This window comes from Pantoea sp. X-Soil-OKNW-713 (genome assembly GCF_059730685.1).
This window is the reverse complement of sequence record NZ_AP035995.1, coordinates 302,197-320,022: the sequence shown is the minus strand read 5'-3', so window position 1 is coordinate 320,022 and position 17,826 is coordinate 302,197. Positions and strand designations below refer to the sequence as shown.

General features: G+C 55.6%; 12 protein-coding genes and 1 riboswitch. Of the genes, 7 read left to right on the top strand and 5 right to left on the bottom strand.

All coding sequences use genetic code 11. The annotated features are described in order from the left end of the window. The first annotated feature begins 69 nt into the window (after positions 1–69). Complete coding sequence (locus AC6I8R_RS01420) at positions 70–1,053, top strand: IS110 family RNA-guided transposase (RefSeq protein ID WP_497831829.1); 984 nt, start codon at positions 70–72, stop codon at positions 1,051–1,053. Between the two features lie 30 nt (positions 1,054–1,083). On the opposite strand, the gene panS is transcribed toward AC6I8R_RS01420, so the two are convergent. From panS to lysC, 3 genes are all read right to left on the bottom strand, one after another. Further along, positions 1,084–2,001: a ketopantoate/pantoate/pantothenate transporter PanS gene (panS, locus tag AC6I8R_RS01415; protein WP_021186265.1), complete on the bottom strand. Its 918-nt coding sequence runs from the start codon at positions 1,999–2,001 to the stop codon at positions 1,084–1,086. Positions 2,002–2,179: 178 nt separating this feature from the next. Beyond that, a complete protein-coding gene (aqpZ, locus tag AC6I8R_RS01410; protein WP_208724581.1) occupies positions 2,180–2,872 on the bottom strand; it encodes an aquaporin Z in 693 nt (230 codons plus the stop codon). A 262-nt stretch (positions 2,873–3,134) separates the two neighbouring features. Then, a complete protein-coding gene (lysC, locus tag AC6I8R_RS01405; protein ID WP_021186263.1) occupies positions 3,135–4,490 on the bottom strand; it encodes a lysine-sensitive aspartokinase 3 in 1,356 nt (451 codons plus the stop codon). 113 nt (positions 4,491–4,603) lie between these two features. Further along, positions 4,604–4,798, bottom strand: a riboswitch (Lysine riboswitch). 418 nt (positions 4,799–5,216) lie between these two features. On the opposite strand from lysC, the gene pgi reads away from it, so the two are divergent. The 5 genes from pgi (at position 5,217) to AC6I8R_RS01380 (ending at position 11,173) form a co-directional block, all read left to right on the top strand. After that, on the top strand, positions 5,217–6,863 hold the full coding sequence (gene pgi, locus AC6I8R_RS01400; protein WP_497831828.1) for a glucose-6-phosphate isomerase: 1,647 nt from the start codon (positions 5,217–5,219) through the stop codon (positions 6,861–6,863). A 514-nt stretch (positions 6,864–7,377) separates the two neighbouring features. Further along, positions 7,378–7,626 carry an exopolysaccharide production protein YjbE gene (yjbE, locus tag AC6I8R_RS01395; protein ID WP_021186261.1) on the top strand — a complete coding sequence of 83 codons (249 nt, stop codon included), beginning with the start codon at positions 7,378–7,380 and terminating at the stop codon, positions 7,624–7,626. 75 nt (positions 7,627–7,701) lie between these two features. Then, positions 7,702–8,349 (top strand): YjbF family lipoprotein, encoded by a 648-nt coding sequence (locus tag AC6I8R_RS01390; RefSeq protein ID WP_497831827.1) that lies wholly within the window; start codon positions 7,702–7,704, stop codon positions 8,347–8,349. Beyond that, positions 8,346–9,083 carry a capsule biosynthesis GfcC D2 domain-containing protein gene (locus AC6I8R_RS01385; RefSeq protein WP_497831826.1) on the top strand — a complete coding sequence of 246 codons (738 nt, stop codon included), beginning with the start codon at positions 8,346–8,348 and terminating at the stop codon, positions 9,081–9,083. The genes AC6I8R_RS01390 and AC6I8R_RS01385 overlap by 4 nt, the downstream gene beginning before the upstream one ends. Beyond that, positions 9,083–11,173 carry a YjbH domain-containing protein gene (locus AC6I8R_RS01380; RefSeq protein ID WP_497831825.1) on the top strand — a complete coding sequence of 697 codons (2,091 nt, stop codon included), beginning with the start codon at positions 9,083–9,085 and terminating at the stop codon, positions 11,171–11,173. Before AC6I8R_RS01385 ends, AC6I8R_RS01380 begins: the two co-directional genes overlap by 1 nt. A 199-nt stretch (positions 11,174–11,372) precedes the next feature. On the opposite strand, the gene metH is transcribed toward AC6I8R_RS01380, so the two are convergent. After that, positions 11,373–15,104: a methionine synthase gene (metH, locus tag AC6I8R_RS01375; protein WP_497831824.1), complete on the bottom strand. Its 3,732-nt coding sequence runs from the start codon at positions 15,102–15,104 to the stop codon at positions 11,373–11,375. Between the two features lie 149 nt (positions 15,105–15,253). Between metH and iclR the strand changes: the two genes are divergently transcribed. Continuing rightward, positions 15,254–16,084 (top strand): glyoxylate bypass operon transcriptional repressor IclR, encoded by an 831-nt coding sequence (iclR, locus tag AC6I8R_RS01370; RefSeq protein ID WP_021186256.1) that lies wholly within the window; start codon positions 15,254–15,256, stop codon positions 16,082–16,084. Here iclR and aceK read toward each other — a convergent pair. Beyond that, complete coding sequence (gene aceK / locus AC6I8R_RS01365; RefSeq protein ID WP_415173324.1) at positions 16,081–17,814, bottom strand: bifunctional isocitrate dehydrogenase kinase/phosphatase; 1,734 nt, start codon at positions 17,812–17,814, stop codon at positions 16,081–16,083. The genes iclR and aceK overlap by 4 nt on opposite strands. Positions 17,815–17,826 lie beyond the last annotated feature (12 nt).

The window sequence follows — 17,826 nt, the reverse complement described above, 5'->3', positions numbered from 1 at the left end:
ACCAGAAGCTCTGACTTCGTATGTACAAGGCAAGATGGCGTGATGGTTCATGTGAAAGGGAGCTGTCTTATGATTTATCTCGGTATTGATGTCAGTAAAAACAAACTCGACCTCTGCCTGTTGCCCGGCAACGGGAAAAAGAAAACCAAAACCCTCAAAAATCATCCCGACGCCGACCGGGAGATAAATGACTGGTTACTCAGGCAAAAATGCCATCCTGAACAGGTGATGGTGGTGCTCGAAGCGACCGGCATTTATCACGAAAACGTCGCCTTCGGTCTTCATGAAAATACCCCCGTTACAGTCTGCATCAGCAATCCTCAGCGGGTCAGGGAGTTCGCCCGTGGAATGGCTATCCTGACTAAAAACGACTCCGTTGATGCTTACATCCTGGCCCGTTATGGCGAGCTGAAACAGCCTGATGCCTGGGTGCCACCCTCCCCGGAGGTCCGTAAACTTCGGGAGCTGGTGCGTCTGCGGGACTCACTTCAGGCTGATGTCCAGCGGGCGGAGAACCGACTGGAAAAGGCTCATTCAACCCGCACAGCGCCTGAAATCATTGACTCGCTGGAGAGAACCCTGAAAGCCCACAGGGACGAGCTGAAGCGTATTGAAGCGCTCATCTCAGACCACACAGATAATCATCCGGGTCTGAAGGAAGACCGTGAGCTGCTGGAATCGATAAAAGGAATAGGCAGCGTGGTGGGCACGACAATGCTGTCGGTGCTGCGCTCGTGTCCGTTCCGGAGTGCTTCACAGGTCGCTGCGTGGCTGGGTGTGGTACCGGTGGAAAAAACGTCCGGTAGCTCAGTCAGGGGGCGTGCGCGGATGTCAAAAACAGGCCCGGCAGACGTAAGGGCGAAACTGTATATGGCGGCGATTGTAGCGATCAGGTGGAATGCCCCGGCGAAGGCGCTGTACCAGAGGCTAATCGCGAAGGGCAAAGCCAGCAAGGCTGCGCTTGGAGCGGTGATGCGCAAGCTGGTTCATCAGTGCTTCGGGGTGCTGAAAACGCGGATGAAGTGGGATGAAAATTACGCAGCTACCGCTTGACGTTCAAGACGGTAGCTACGGGTGCATGTTTTACTTTTTCTTTATGGGTTTGCCTGACCAGTAACCCGCCAGCAGGGAACCTGACAGGTTGTGCCATACCGAGAACAACGCGCCTGGCAGCGCAGCCAGCGGCGAGAAGTAGAGTTTGCCCAGCGTTGCCGCCAGACCGGAGTTTTGCATCCCCACTTCCAGCGCCAGGGTGCGACAGGTGGATTCGTCAAAGCCGAACAGCTTACCGCCCCAGTACCCGCCGAGCAGACCAATGGCGTTGTGCAGAATCACCGCCACAATCACCACCAGCCCTACCGAACCGATAAAGCCCTGGCTACCCGCCACCACCGCGCTGATGATCAACAGAATACACACCATAGAAAACGCCGGCAGATAAGGTTCTACGCGACGCACCACGCTATTCATTGAGTGGTGGATAATCAGGCCCAGACCAATCGGGATCACCACGATTTTTACGATGCTGAGCAGCATCCCCACCACATCCACCTGGATATGCGTGTCGACATAGAAACGCGTCAGCAGCGGAGTGGCAAACACCCCCACCAGCGCCGAAACAGAGGAGATGGTCACCGACAAGGCCACATCCCCCTTCGCCAGATAGATCATCACGTTCGACGCGGTGCCACTGGCAACGCTGCCCACCAGAATCATACCTGCGGCCAGGTCCGGCGGCATCTGGAACAGTTTTGCCAGACCCCATGCCGCCAGCGGCATCACCAGATAGTGCAGAAACGTACCGGCGATAACCGGAGCCGGGCGCACCAGCACGCGTTTGAAATCATCAATATTTAGCGTTACGCCCATGCCAAACATAATCAGCATCAGCAGATACGTCACCCACGGACCAATGCCCAGGAACGTGGATGGAGAATAATAGGCAGCGACCGAGAGCAGTACAGCCCACAGTGGGAACAGGCGGGTAATTTTGCCGAGCATGGACGAACTTCCTTATGCAGGTTTTATTATGTCATTGCGGAGTATTGCCACAGATAAAGTGTCGCGCAGGAAACGGCTGCCACGACGGACGCGGGATCATAACATTTCGTTATCGTGAGGTAAGGCTGGAAGTGAAAATGCGGATCGGCTGCTGCCGATCCGGGTGAATTGGCCGAAATTACTCTGCTTTTTCCAGTAAAAAGCGGTAGATCGCACCACCAATTGCACCGCCGATGATGGGCATTAGCCAGAACATCCACAACTGAGACAACGCCCAACCGCCCTGGAACAACGCCACGCCGGTGCTGCGCGCCGGATTCACCGAAGTATTGGTCACCGGAATGCTCACCAGATGGATCAGCGTCAATGCCAGACCGATGGCAATCGGCGCGAACCCCGCCGGGGCGCGTTTATCAGTGGCCCCCATAATCACTATCAGAAACACCGCGCTGAGGACCGTTTCGCTAATCATCCCCGACAGCAAGTTAAACCCACCGGGTGAGTGCTCACCATAGCCGTTAGCGGCAAAGCCACTGGCGGCGACATCAAAATCGGCCTTGCCGCTGGCGATCAGATACAACACCGCCGCCGCTGCAACGGCACCCAGCAGTTGCGAGACGATATAGGGCACCACCAGGCTGGCCGGAAAACGCCCGCCAATCATCACCCCAACGGTCACCGCCGGATTAAAATGCCCGCCCGAGATGTGCCCGACAGCGAACGCCATTACCAGCACCGTCAAACCAAATGCCAGCGCCACGCCTGCAAAGCCAATACCCAGTTGTGGAAACGCAGCGGCCAACACCGCACTGCCACAGCCCCCTAACACCAGAACAAAAGTACCGAAGAACTCTGCAACGAACTTTTGCATCGCGATTCCCTCAATAAGATTGATGATTTAGCGTCAGAATTGTCATTCGCGGTTGCTGAAGTACAACCGTTCACAGTGAGCGTAGTGGGCTTTTTACACAATTCCAGCGCAAAACAGGCTCTTGCCGTGCGGATTTAAGCGGAACGGGAGAAAAAAGTGGTACGGATACGGATAAATTTTGCGACTTAATTAATTATTTAGATTAATTAATCAATAAAAAAAGCCGGACCTTGTCCGGCTCGATACATGCTTAAAAATTCTTTTAACAGCCAAAAAGATTTTTATGCAGCGCGCGCACCACTTCTTCTGCGTCGCCACCCGGCACCAGGAAGCACAGGTTGTAGCTGCTGGCTCCGTAACAGATCATTCGCAGATTAAACGGCTCCAGGGCACCAAACACTTCTTTGCCCACACCGCAGGCTTTCGACAGGTTGTTACCGATAATCGCCACCAGCGCGAGGTTCTCTTCCACTTCGACGCGACACAGAGAAGAGAGTTCGGTCAGCAACGCCTGAGTCAGCAGGCTGTCGCCGGTGGAGGTGGAACCTGTGGTATCCAGCGTCAGCGCCACGCTCACTTCGGAGGTGGTGATCAGATCGACCGAGATACTGTGGCGCGCCAGAATCGCGAACACTTCGGCCAGGAAGCCGCGTGCATGCAACATGTTCAGGCTGTGCAGCGTCAGCAGAGTTTGCTTACGACGCAGCGCCAGTGCGCGGAACAACGGCGGGTTTTGCGTCTCGTTGCACACGCGTGTACCACCAGCGGCCGGGTCTTTACTGGAACCGACGAACACCGGGATATCGCTGCGCACTGCGGGCAGCAACGTCGCCGGATGCAGCACTTTGGCACCAAAGGTCGCCATTTCAGCGGCTTCTTCGAAGGTGATTTCATCGATACGCTTGGCGGCAGGCACCACGCGCGGATCGGTGGTGTAGATACCCGGTACATCGGTCCAGATATCGACGCGTACTGCCTGCAACGCTTCGCCCAGCAGTGCAGCGGTATAGTCGCTGCCGCCACGGCCCAGCGTGGTAGTGCGGCCTTTGCTTTCACTACCGATAAAGCCCTGGGTCACTACCAGCGCCTGCGCGGTGCGGGGTGCCAGCAACACAGCGGATTGTTCTTTCAATGCCGCCACATCCGGTTCCGCACGACCAAAGCGGTCGCTGGTGCGCATCACTTTGCGCACATCAAACCACTCGGCGTTGATTTGGCGCTCACGCAGAATTTCCACGAACAGCAGCGTCGACATCAGTTCGCCGTGGCTGACCAGTTCATCGGTCAGTGCATTGGACGTCGCCAGTGCCGCCGCTTCCGACAGCATGCCGATGTTTTCCAGCATGCGATCAATCTCTTCACGGATCACTTCCGGTGATTGCAGACGATCGATGATGGCATATTGAATACGGCGGATTTCATCCAGCAGAGTCGCGCGCTGCGCTTGTTCTTTGCCTTCAGAGAGGGATACCAGCAGGTTGGTGACGCCAGCCGAGGCGGATAACACCACCAGACGGGTATTGGCATCGGACAGCACCACGTTGGCGCTGCGGTTCATGGCATCAAAATCGGCAACGCTGGTGCCACCAAATTTCGCCACGATCAGAGTTTGAGACATGTAACGAACCTCGTGTCAGGTTATCTTTCTCCCGCTTTGTTGGGACGGGAGACATTCTATCAGCCTTGGCACAAGAGAAGAGCAGAAATGGGCAGACAAGATCATGAGACGAGTCACCCAGAAGCGCTTCACCTTGCGAAACGTCCGACTGTGGACGTTTCTGGTGACAACCCAGAGGATTCAGCCCCTGCAGCCGACAGCACAACACACCGCGTGTTGCCCCACCTCGGCGTCGCACCCCCTGATGTGTTATCCCCGGATACGGTTCCTCCAACACACTGCCTGGGCGACGCGCCTCTTCTGGCTTACGCCCGGAGGCGTAAGTAGCGCGCACATAAATATAGGTTAATTGTTCCGCTGTCAACGCCTGATGTTTGAGGATTTTTCACATTCACGGCATGACGTGCGCATCGCAGAACAAACGGACAGGTGAACTCCCGCCTAAAGTAGTGGCGGGTGGCCAGTCATCTGCCCTTTTCCTGATACGGCACAGGGAATCCACAGCGGATTTTGCTGAAAATGTTTCAGAATCATCACAGCCCCTCTGCCGGACGAGATTTGGGGACAGCGCGCGAAATCACAATTTTTTTCCTTTCAGTAGCAACTGTGGTCATACTGAAACCCGTCGCGGCAGCACAAGCCGCCGCCAGAATGCTAAACAAGCCGGGCCAGCTGGATGCGCCCGGTTGGAATGACAGTTCTTTTTATTTCAACAAGAGTGTTGCCATGAAAAATATCAATCCGACACAAACCGCAGCCTGGAAAGCGCTGCAGCAGCATTTTGACCAGATGAAATCGGTGCAGATCGCCGACCTGTTCGCTCAGGATGCCGATCGTTTTGCGAAATTCTCTGCCACCTTTGATGATCAGATGCTGGTGGATTTCTCAAAAAACCGCATTACCCAGGAAACCCTCGACAAACTTCAGGCGCTGGCAAAAGAAACTGATCTGGCGGGCGCCATCAAGTCCATGTTTTCTGGTGAGAAGATCAACCGCACCGAAGACCGCGCTGTGCTGCATGTCGCCCTGCGTAACCGCAGCAACACGCCGATCGTGGTCGATGACAAAGATGTGATGCCGGAAGTGAATGCGGTGCTGGCGAAGATGAAAGGCTTCTCTGAGCGCATCATCAGCGGCGAGTGGAAGGGTTATACCGGCAAAGCCATCACCGACGTGGTCAACATTGGTATCGGCGGCTCTGACCTGGGTCCGTTCATGGTGACCGAAGCGCTGCGTCCGTACAAAAACCACCTGAACATGCACTTTGTTTCCAACGTCGATGGCACCCATATCGCTGAAACGCTGAAAGATCTCAGCCCGGAAACCACGCTGTTCCTCGTCGCCTCCAAAACCTTCACCACCCAGGAAACCATGACTAACGCCCACAGCGCGCGTGACTGGTTCCTGAAAGCCGCTGGCGATCAGCAGCATGTGGCGAAACACTTTGCGGCGCTCTCCACCAACGGCAAAGCGGTCGGTGAGTTCGGCATTGATACCGCCAATATGTTCGAGTTCTGGGACTGGGTCGGCGGTCGTTATTCCCTGTGGTCGGCGATTGGCCTGTCGATCATTCTGTCCATCGGCTTCGACAATTTCGAGCAGCTGCTGAGCGGCGCGCACGCGATGGACAAACACTTCTCCACCACGCCTGCCGAGCAGAACCTGCCGGTACTGCTGGCGTTGATCGGTATCTGGTACAACAACTTCTTTGGTGCCGAAACCGAAGCGATTCTGCCGTACGACCAGTATATGCATCGCTTCGCTGCCTACTTCCAGCAGGGCAACATGGAATCCAACGGTAAATACGTCGATCGTGACGGCAACGCCGTGGATTACCAGACCGGCCCGATCATCTGGGGTGAACCCGGCACCAATGGTCAGCACGCGTTCTATCAGCTGATTCATCAGGGCACCAAACTGATTCCGTGTGACTTTATCGCTCCGGCGCAGACCCATAACGCTCTGGCGGATCATCATCCGAAACTGCTGTCGAACTTCTTTGCTCAGACCGAAGCGCTGGCGTTTGGTAAGGCACGCGATGTGGTTGAGAAAGAGTTTACCGATGCCGGTAAATCCGCTGAGTTAGTGGCGCATATCGTGCCGTTCAAGGTGTTCGAAGGTAACCGCCCGACCAACTCCATCCTGCTGCGCGAAATCACGCCGTTCAGCCTCGGTGCGTTGATTGCGCTGTACGAACACAAAATCTTCACCCAGGGCGCAATCCTGAATATCTTCACCTTTGACCAGTGGGGCGTTGAGCTGGGTAAACAGCTGGCAAACCGTATTCTGCCAGAGCTGGAGAACGACGCGAAAATTGCCAGCCACGACAGTTCCACCAATGGCTTAATTAATCGCTATAAGTCCTGGCGTTAATCTTTTTCGGGTTTTGTCATAAGGCGGCAATATGGCCGCCTTTTTTACGTCTAATATGCAATAACCCGGTAGAGTTTGTTATTTATTGGACTATTATTGGTTAGATAATTCTTAAAATGACTTAGGCAAATTCTGAAGATTTTGTGTGAGAATTGAACTAACCTCTAAAAAACATGGATCTATTTACGTTTGATTTTTTCCCTATCATCATGATTAATAGATTCTTTTTATTTACTCATATTAAGGGAATTCTGAATATTCCGATTCCGTACCAATTCTTAATGCAAAAGTGAAAAATCCTGCCCGCAATCTCGCAACCAAACAGTTGTTCCAGTTCAAATAAAAACCCCAATAAAAAAAAGCAGCTATCGCTAATTTGCCTTATTTTCCACCAGAACCGTTCGTTATTTTCGCTCCCTTCCCCTCGCGCTGAACTCTGGTAATTTGTTGCCCTATACTGAACGCGCCCTATAAAGGGTAAATCCTTCATTCATATAGATGCAGGAAAGCTGTTATGAAAAAACTTATGGTTGCCGGTGCAGCCTTACTTTACGTTGCCGTTTCTTCCGCTGCGATTGCCGCACCGGAAGAAGCTGGTGCCGCAGCAGGTGCGCAGGCGGGTGCTATGTCCGCTGGTGCATCAACCGCTGTGGGTATCGGTGCGCTCGGTGCGTTGGTAGGTCTCGGCATTGCCGCTTCCGGCGGTGGTGACGGTGCAAATACCGGTACAACAACCACGACCACAACGGGCACCACTCGTTGATGTAGCACCTTTAAACATAACCACACATCCGTGTGGTTATTTTTTGCTTTGATTCGATTTGATCAGGGACACACAGTGCGCCGACTTCCTTTGCTGCTTCTCTGCCTGTTGTTGCAGGCCTGTACTCAAACGCAAAAAGGTCTGGAACAGACCGTAATGCTGGCTATCAATGGGCCGGATGATGTCACGGTAACCAATGAGCAGGTTGCCAGCCTGCCTTACGCCAGCCTTTATGCCCGCATCAACGCCGGCCAGCGCATCTTTGTAGTGCTGGGTTACAACGAAAATGGTCAGCAGAAATGGATAACCCAGGACCGGGCGATGCTGGTGATGCAGCACGGCCGTCTGGTGAAAACCCTCGGCCTGACCGACAACCTGATTGATGTCAGCAATCTGGCGCAGGACCCGCTGGCCGAGCCACTACACCTGCAAAACGGCGCCAGCTGGACCCGCGTGGTGCAGTGGCGTGAGAAGGATAAGCAACGCGCCGCTACCGCTGTCTCCCAATTTCAGCGCGGTGATGATGAAGTGCTGACTATTGCTGGTGAGGCCGTGCCCTGCCGGGTATGGCACGAGACTGTGCGTATCGACAGCATGGGTCGTGAGTGGCAGAACACCTTCTGGCTCGATAACCGCGACGGCACCGTGATGCAAGCCACGCAGATGCTGGCGGCAGGCGAATTCCCGATTGAAACCACCATTCTAAAACCGGCGAAATCATGAAAAAAATAACGTCTTTGCTGGCGGGACTGGCGCTGTTCACTGCGGGCAATGCGCTGGCCGATAGCCAGGTTATCGTCCACGACGGACAACAGCGCGCGACCTTGCAGGTCGATCATGCACAAAACCTCAGCCAACTGGTGACCAATCCGGCTATCCACACCTGGTGGCCCGGTACGGTGATTGCCGAACGCGGCGCTACCGCTGTGGCAAAACAACAGCAACAACAATTGCTGGCCGATTTGCGCGCCTGGCAGGCGGATAACAGCGGCGATCGTGCCGCCGCCATTGGTGCGGTTATCCAGCAGCTAGCCGCCGTCCCGGTAACGGGCCGTCAGTTTACTTCGCTCGATCCCGACTGGGTACGCATCCGCCCGGAAGCCAATCGTCGCTTACAGGGCAGCTATGACCTCTACACGCTGGCACCGCCGACTCAGGTACTGGTGCTTGGTGCGCTGGCGCATCCCGGCAAAGTGAGCTGGCAACCTGGCCGCACGGTGCGCAGCTATCTGGCCGATCACGATCGTCTTTCCGGTGGCGAACGCAGCTTCGCCACCGTGATAGCCCCCTCCGGCGAGACGCAGCAGGTCCCGATTGCGTACTGGAATCATCGTCATGTGGAAGTGGAGCCTGGCAGCATTATCTGGCTCGGTTTTTCATCGTGGAGCCTGCCCTGGGGCCAGAGCGACCTGAATGACCGCATGATTTCTGTTCTGACTCACCGGATTCCAGACTGATGAAAAAACACTATCTTCTCAGCCTGCTGGCTGTTGCTGTTTCCGCGGCCTGTAACGTACAGGCGGCAAGCTATGACGATCCGATTGGCCCGTCACAATCTGACTTCGGCGGCGTCGGCCTGATGCAGGTGCCGACTGCGCGCATGTCGCGTGACGGGGAGTTCAGCCTCAACTATCGCAATAACGACCAGTACCGCTACTATTCGGCGTCGCTGCAACTGTTCCCGTGGCTCGAAAGCACCGTGCGTTATACCGACGTACGCACCCGTCGCTACAGCGCCAGCGAGAGTTTCAGTGGCGACCAGAGCTATAAAGACAAAGCCTTCGACCTGAAGCTGCGCCTGTGGCAAGAGAGCTACTGGCTGCCGGAAGTGTCGGTGGGCACGCGCGATTTGGGCGGTACCGGCCTGTTCGACAGCGAATATCTGGTGGGCACCAAAGCCTGGGGACCGTTTGATTTCACCTTCGGTATCGGCTGGGGCTATCTCGGCAACAGCGGCAGCATCAAAAACCCATTCTGTTCCTACAGCGCCAGTTTCTGTAGCCGTACCACAGGCGGCGAAGCCGGTTCGATCAACGGTTCGCAAATGTTCCACGGCCCAGCTGCGTTGTTTGGGGGTATCGAATATCAGACACCCTGGCAGCCGCTGCGTCTGAAAGTCGAATATGAAGGCAACAACTACCAGGATGACTTCGCCGGACGTCTGGAGCAGCGCAGCAAAGTTAACGTCGGGGCAATTTACCGTGTGACCGACTGGGCGGATATCAACGCCAGCTATGAGCGCGGCAATACCTTTATGTTTGGCTTCACCATTCGCACCAACTTTAACGATTTGCGCCAGGCGCATATCGACAGCGCTAAACCGGCCTACAATCCGCAACCGCAGGGCGACTTGTTGCAATCGACCGTGGTGGCAAACCAGCTGACCGACCTGAAATATAACGCTGGCCTGGATGGCCCACGTATTCAGACCAAAGGCGATACCTTGTATGTCTCTGGCGAGCAGACCAAATACCGTGATACCACCGAAGGCGTCGATCGTGCCAACCGCATCATCATGAATAATCTGCCGGACGGCATTAAGACGATTGATGTGACCGAGTCGCGCTTCAATATGCCACAGGTGACCACCCGCACCGATGTCGCCAGTCTGCACAACGATCTCGCCGGTTATCCGCTGGGTCAGGAAAAACCGTTGCAACAGCAGCGTATCGATCCGGTCGATCCGGGTGAAACCGAACAGGGTTACTTCATCCGTAAAGATCGTCTGAACTACAGCCTGTCGCCGGTGCTGAATCAGTCGGTCGGTGGGCCGGAAAGTTTCTATATGTACCAGGTCGGCGTGATGGGTAACGTTGATTACTGGCTGACGGATCACCTGCTGGTCGGCGGTAGCCTGTTTGGCAACATCGCCAACAACTACGATAAGTTTAATTACAATGGCTTATCGGCCAGCAACGGCCTGCCGCGTGTACGTACCCATATTCGTCAGTACGTTGAGAACAACGTTTATATCAATGACCTGCAAGCCAACTACATGCATTACCTCGGCAATGGCTTCTACGGTCAGGTGTACGGCGGTTATCTGGAAACCATGTATGGCGGTGTCGGTGGCGAGGTGTTGTACCGTCCGGTTGACAGCAACTGGGCGTTTGGCGTCGATGCCAACTACGTCAAGCAGCGCGACTGGGACAACATGATGAAGTTCACCGATTACAAAGCGCCTGTGGGTAATCTGACCGCTTACTGGCGTCCGTGGTTTATGGAGAACGTGTTGGTGAAAGCCAGCGTGGGTCAGTATCTGGCGAAGGATAAAGGTGTGACGGTCGATATGTCGAAGCAGTTCGACAGCGGTGTGATCGTCGGCTTCTACGCCACCAAAACCAACGTCTCCGCAGAAGAGTATGGCGAAGGTAGCTTCACCAAAGGCTTCTATATCTCAATTCCGATGGACCTGTTTACCGTGACGCCAACGCGTGGTCGTGCGCAGGTGAACTGGGTACCGTTGACGCGTGATGGCGGCCAGATGCTGGGACGTAAATACCAGCTGTATGATATGACCTCTGATCGTGATGCGCGGTTTAATTAACCGCCATAAAAATGGGCGGCCCGGTGGGTCGCCCAAATATGCGCGATAAATCGCGCCGCTACGCACGGATAACGATGGGATAATCGCGCCGCGACGAGTCCGTGCGAACCTGTAGCGCCGCGACGGGCCCGTGCGAACCTGTAGCGCCGTGACGAGTCCGTGCGAACCTGTAGCGGCGCGATTTATCGCGCAGCAAAGACTAGTCTGCGTCGTAGCCGAGGTTCGGCGCTAACCAGCGCTCCACCTCACTGATGCTCATCCCTTTACGCACCGCGTAATCTTCCACCTGGTCGCGCTGAATCTGCGCCACGGCGAAATAGCGGCTGTCAGGATGGCTGAAATACCAGCCGGACACTGACGCCCCCGGCCACATAGCAAAGGACTCGGTCAGCTTCATGCCGGTATGGGTTTCCACATCCAGCAGTTGCCAGATCTGCGCTTTTTCGGTGTGCTCCGGGCATGCGGGATAACCCGGAGCCGGACGGATACCCTGATAATTCTCACGAATCAGTTCGTCATTGCTGAGGTTTTCATGAGCAGCAAAGCCCCAGATCACCTTACGCACTCGCTCATGTAAATATTCCGCGAACGCTTCAGCCAGACGATCCGCCACCGCCTTGATCATGATTTTGTTGTAGTCGTCATGCTGCTGGTCATAGGCTTCGGCCAGTGCATCTTCTTCGAGGCCACCGGTGACCGCGAAAGCACCAAGGTAATCCGCCTTGCCGCTCGATTTCGGTGCCACGAAGTCAGCCAGACAATAGTTAGCAAAGTCGGTTTTTTCGGTCTGTTGACGTAAGTGATGACTCACACACAAAACCTGGTTGCGGTTTTCATCGGTGTAAATCTCGATGTCATCGCCCACGCGGTTAGCCGGGAAAATCCCCACCACACCGCGTGGCTGAAGCGTACCTTTCTGGCTCAGCATATCGAGCATCGCGTTAGCATCATGGAACAGACGCTGTGCCTCTTCACCCACGACTTCATCTTGCAGAATGCGTGGGTATTTCCCGGCCAGTGACCAGGTCATAAAGAACGGTGTCCAGTCGATGTAGTTACGCAGCGTTTCAATGCTGGCCTCTACCGGACTGGCGCCGAGACGATGTGCCACCGGCGGCGTATAGCTTTCCCAGTCAAATGAGAAATCATTGTCACGCGCGATTTGCAGGCTGACCGGCGGAGTACGCGGCTTTTTGCGCGCATGCTGAATACGCACGGTGTCGTACTCTTTGCGCGTACGTGCCACAAAATCATCTTTCAGCGTCGGTGACAGCAGCGAAGAAACCACGCCAACGGTGCGCGAGGCGTTCTGTACGTACACCGTCGGGCCGCTGTAGTTCTGCTCGATTTTGACTGCGGTATGCGCTTTGGAGGTGGTTGCGCCGCCAATCAGCAGCGGCAGGGTGAAGCCCTGACGCTCCATCTCTTTCGCCACGTTGACCATCTCATCCAACGATGGCGTGATCAGCCCAGAGAGGCCGATAATGTCGGCCTTCTGCTCAATCGCGGTTTTCAGAATTTTGTCACTCGGCACCATCACGCCAAGATCGATGATTTCGTAGTTATTACATTGCAGCACCACGCCAACGATGTTTTTGCCGATGTCATGCACATCGCCCTTCACCGTCGCCAGCACAATTTTGCCGTTGCTGCTGCCCGCTTCTTTACTCGCCTGGATAAAAGGCTCGAGGTAAGCCACCGCCTGCTTCATCACGCGCGCGGATTTCACCACCTGCGGCAAGAACATCTTCCCTTCGCCAAACAGATCGCCCACCACGTTCATGCCGGACATCAGCGGCCCTTCAATCACCTCAATCGGCCGCGCAGATGCCTGGCGCGCTTCTTCGGTGTCCTGCTCGATAAACTCGGTGATGCCTTTAACCAGCGAATATTCGAGACGTTTGACCACATCCCAGCTGCGCCATTCCGCCTGCTGTTTTTCCTGCTCGCCGTCGCCTTTGGCACCACGGTACTTCTCCGCCAGCTCCAGCAAACGTTCGGTGCCGTCGTCACGGCGGTTGAGGATCACATCCTCCACCGCATCGCGCAGTTCAGCGGGTAAGTCGTCATAAATCGCCAGCTGCCCGGCGTTGACGATACCCATGTCCATTCCGTTACGAATTGCGTAGTAAAGGAACACCGCGTGGATCGCTTCACGCACCGGTTCGTTACCCCGGAACGAGAACGATACGTTGGAGACACCACCGGAGATCATCGCATGCGGCAGCTCGCGCTTGATGTCTTCACAAGCACCGATAAAGTCCATCGCGTAATTGTTGTGTTCTTCAATACCGGTCGCGACGGCAAAAATGTTCGGGTCGAAGATGATATCTTCCGGCGGGAAACCGACTTCTTCGGTGAGGATCTGGTAAGCACGGCGGCAGATCTCAATTTTGCGTGCGCGGGTATCCGCCTGACCGACTTCGTCAAACGCCATCACCACCATCGCCGCACCGTAACGACGCACCTTACGTGCGTGATCGATAAACGGCTCAATCCCCTCTTTCATCGAGATCGAGTTGACGATGCCTTTGCCCTGGATGCATTGCAGCCCTTTCTCAATCACCTCCCATTTAGAGGAGTCGATCATGATCGGCACGCGCGCGATATCCGGTTCACCGGCAATCAGGTTGAGGAAGCGCACCATCGCCGCTTCCGCATCCAGCATACCTTCGTCCATGTTGATATCGATGATTTGCGCGCCGCTTTCCACCTGCTGACGCGCCACATCCAGCGCTTCGTTGTATTTCTCTTCTTTAATCAGACGCTTAAATTTCGCCGAACCGGTTACGTTGGTACGCTCGCCCACGTTAACGAACAGCGAGTCAGCGCTGATATTCAGCGGTTCCAGCCCGGACAAGCGACATGACACCGGGATCTCCGGCAGTTGACGTGGGGCAACGCCGTCCACTACCGCGGCCATCGCCGCAATATGTTCCGGCGTGGTGCCGCAGCAGCCACCGATAATATTCAGAAAGCCGGAACGCGCCCATTCACCAATCTGCTGTGCCATAGTGGCGGCATCGAGATCGTATTCGCCAAAGGCGTTGGGCAGACCGGCGTTAGGGTGTGCGGTGACGTAACCTTCGGCAATGCGCGACAATTCAGCGACATACTGACGGAGTTCATCGGGTCCCAATGCGCAGTTAAGACCGAAGGAGAGCGGCTCAGCATGGCGCAGCGAGTTATAAAAGGCCTCCGTCGTCTGACCGGACAGGGTACGGCCAGAGGCATCGGTGATGGTGCCGGAGATCATCAGCGGCAGCTTGACCCCCATCGCCTCCATCTCGGCCTGCACTGCGTAAATCGCGGCTTTGGCGTTCAGAGTATCGAACACCGTTTCGATCATGATCAGGTCAGAACCGCCTTTGATCAGCGCGTGGGTGGATTCACGGTAGGCGTCCACCAGCTGATTAAAGGTGATATTACGGAAAGCGGGATCGTTCACGTCCGGTGAGATGGAACAGGTGCGGTTGGTCGGGCCAAGTACCCCGGCCACGTAGCGTGGGCGCTCAGGGGTTTTCGCACTCCATTCGTCGGCACAGGCACGCGCCAGTTTCGCGGCCTCGAAATTAATCTCCGCCGACAACGCCTCCATCTCGTAATCCGCCATCGCAATGGTGGTGGCGTTGAAGGTATTGGTTTCCAGAATATCAGCACCTGCCGCGAGGTAGGCGTCATGGATCTCGCGGATCACCTCAGGTTTGGACAGCACCAGCAAATCGTTGTTGCCCTTCAGATCGCATGGCCAGTCGGCAAAACGGCTGCCACGAAAATCCTGCTCGTCCAGTTTATAACTCTGGATCATGGTGCCCATGCCACCGTCCAGAATCATGATGCGTCGCGCGAGCTGCTGATGCAGCGCTTCTATTCTGTTGCTCACTCTTGCCCCGTCCACGTCATTACGTTGGCTGAAATGCCAGCCAGACATACTGGCATAACTTTACGGTGGGTAAAAGTTATGCCAGTTGAGACATTTTCAGAGTGTGACTTTACAGATCCGACCAGTAAGCCAGCGTTTGCATTCACCAGACGAAAAACGAAAATGGTTTCCATATTTGGAGCAATTCTGGAGACGTCATGGTTACCCCTGCACCCGCCAAACGCGGCAAAAAACCCCGTACCGCTGCGGCCAGCTCGGCCCCGGCTGGCGGCCAGGTCCAATCCCTGACGCGCGGCCTGCGTTTGCTGGAACTGATTGCAGAATCACACGGCAGCGTGCCGTTGACTGAACTGGCGCAACAGGCCGGTTTACCCAACTCCACCACCCATCGCCTGCTCACCACCATGCAGCAACAGGGCTTCGTCCATCAGGTGGGTGATCTCGGTTTCTGGGCGATTGGTTCGCATGCGTTTGTTGTCGGCAGCAGCTTCCTGCAAAGTCGCAATCTGCTGGCGATTGTGCATCCGATTCTGCGCAAGTTAATGGAAGATGCCGGAGAAACCGTCAATCTGGCGGTGCTGGATCTCAGTGATTATCAGGCGGTGATTATCGACCAGGTGCAGTGCACTCAACTGATGCGTATGTCTGCACCGATTGGCGGTAAGCTGCCGATGCACGCTTCCGGCGCTGGCAAAGCCTTCCTCGCGCATCTGAGCGACGATCAGGTGACGGCATTGCTGCATCAAAAAGGGCTGCATTACTACACACCGAAAACCCTGATGTCGCCGCATAGCCTGAAAGAGAATCTGGCGCTGATTCGCAAGATGGGTTTTTCTCACGATGATGAAGAACACGCGCTGGGTCTGCGTTGTGTGGCGGCACCGATTTATGACGAACATGGTGAACCCTTTGCGGCGATCTCCATTTCCGGCCCGATTGCGCGTATGACTGATGACCGCATCACCGAATTAGGTGCGCTGGTGATCCGCGCCGCGAAACAGGTGACTCAGGCTTACGCCGGACGTTAAGCAGGGAGCAGAGCATAGCGCACGCTAAAGCGCTGTGCCGCCCGCCACGCGATCACTTCCTCAATATGCCCCTGACGAATACGCGCCTGTTGGGCGCGCCACCAGCCCGCATCGAATAACTCAGGATGCAGCGCCAGCAGCAACTTCCCGGTGGCCGGTTCGCTACACAACGCATAGCGGAACGTTTCCGGGAACACATCATCTGGCCCGACGCTGTACCACGGCTCGGCCTGGAGTTCATCCTCTTCGTAACGCGCGGGCGGTACGTCACGGAACTGTAGCTCGGTCATCGGGCGGATTTCGTCGTAATCGTAAAACACCACCCGACCGTGGCGCGTCATGCCGAAATTTTTAAATAACATGTCCCCCGGAAAAATGTTCGCTGCCGCCAACTGGCGTATGGCATCGCCATACTCTTCAATGGCATGGCGGCGCTGCGCAGCATCGGCCTGTGCCAGCCACAAGTTGAGCGGCTGCATACGGCGCTCCAGCCACAGATGGCGAATAATCACCACGTCATCTTCAATGCAGATTTTTTCCGGGATTTCACGTTCAAACTCAGCCATCAGCGCCGCCGGGATACGTGCACGCGGCAGCGCGAAGTGTTCAAACTCCTGGGTATCCGCCATGCGACCGACACGATCATGCTCTTTCACCCGTTGGTAGCAGTCGCGCACCTGCGCTTCCGTCACCTCCTTCTGCGGGGCAAAACGGTCTTTGATCACCTTAAAAACCCGATCAAATCCTGGCAGCGTGAACACCAACATCACCATGCCGCGAACGCCTGGAGCAATGGTGAACTCTTCCTCGCTGTGCGCCAGGTAGTGCAGATATTCGCGATAGCATTCGGTTTTGCCATGCTTCTGGCAGCCAATCGCCATATAACGTTCGGCGGTGGTTTTACCGGGCAGAATGGGGGCCAGCCAGGCCACCAGCGCAGCAGGCACCGGGGCATAAACCATAAAGTAGGCGCGGGCGAAGCCGAACACGATGCTGGCGTCGTTGCTGTCAGTCAGACAGGTATCAATCCACAACCGCCCGGCTTCATCACGCTGGATCGGTAACAGGCACGGGAAAGTGGCATCAGCCAGTCGCAGGCGCGCCACTATCCATGCGGTTTTATTGCGGTAAAACAGCTCGCAGGCCACATCCAACGTCGCCGTCGCTAACTGCGTTGCGCTGAATTGTTCGTGCAGATGGCGCACCACCCAACTGATATCACGCGCCTGATCCTGCCACGGCAGACGCAGCGGGATATCGTTGAGGATCTGCCGTAATGTCTCCTGCCACCCCTGCTGGGGCCGGTACAGACGCGACAGCGGGCGCGGTGATTCCGGGGCGGAGGCATACGGCTGCGACGGAAAGATAAACAGCCGCTCAGGCGACAGATGGCTATGGCCCTGTAAGCGGCAATACACCGAGTTAAAGAAGCTTTCGGCAATCTCATGGCGCGGATAACCCGGCAACAGCGTTTCGTAGTGGCTTTTCACCCGCAGCCAGAAGGCCTCATCCCAGTCTGTCGCACCGTTGATGATCCGTAGCTGGTTTGCCACCAGACCGACATGGTGATCGTAAAGGTGAATTCGCGCCTTCATCGCCTGCTGTACCGCATGCCAGTCGGCCTGTTCAAAGCGCTGTTGAGCACCGGCGGTAATATCGAGAAAGCGGCCATACTGCGCGTCAAAACCTTGCAGGATGGTATGGGCGATCAGAGATTCTCTCGGCGGCATCGGCACGTCTCC

What these genes read in the sequence shown, in the direction of transcription:
- iclR (WP_021186256.1), top strand. Translation starts at nt 15,254, where the DNA reads ATGGTTACCCCTGCACCCGCCAAACGCGGCAAAAAACCCCGTACCGCT.
- metH (WP_497831824.1), bottom strand. Translation starts at nt 15,104, where the DNA reads ATGTCTGGCTGGCATTTCAGCCAACGTAATGACGTGGACGGGGCAAGA.
- AC6I8R_RS01420 (WP_497831829.1), top strand. Translation starts at nt 70, where the DNA reads ATGATTTATCTCGGTATTGATGTCAGTAAAAACAAACTCGACCTCTGC.
- yjbE (WP_021186261.1), top strand. Translation starts at nt 7,378, where the DNA reads ATGAAAAAACTTATGGTTGCCGGTGCAGCCTTACTTTACGTTGCCGTT.
- AC6I8R_RS01380 (WP_497831825.1), top strand. Translation starts at nt 9,083, where the DNA reads ATGAAAAAACACTATCTTCTCAGCCTGCTGGCTGTTGCTGTTTCCGCG.
- panS (WP_021186265.1), bottom strand. Translation starts at nt 2,001, where the DNA reads ATGCTCGGCAAAATTACCCGCCTGTTCCCACTGTGGGCTGTACTGCTC.
- pgi (WP_497831828.1), top strand. Translation starts at nt 5,217, where the DNA reads ATGAAAAATATCAATCCGACACAAACCGCAGCCTGGAAAGCGCTGCAG.
- AC6I8R_RS01385 (WP_497831826.1), top strand. Translation starts at nt 8,346, where the DNA reads ATGAAAAAAATAACGTCTTTGCTGGCGGGACTGGCGCTGTTCACTGCG.
- lysC (WP_021186263.1), bottom strand. Translation starts at nt 4,490, where the DNA reads ATGTCTCAAACTCTGATCGTGGCGAAATTTGGTGGCACCAGCGTTGCC.
- aceK (WP_415173324.1), bottom strand. Translation starts at nt 17,814, where the DNA reads ATGCCGCCGAGAGAATCTCTGATCGCCCATACCATCCTGCAAGGTTTT.
- aqpZ (WP_208724581.1), bottom strand. Translation starts at nt 2,872, where the DNA reads ATGCAAAAGTTCGTTGCAGAGTTCTTCGGTACTTTTGTTCTGGTGTTA.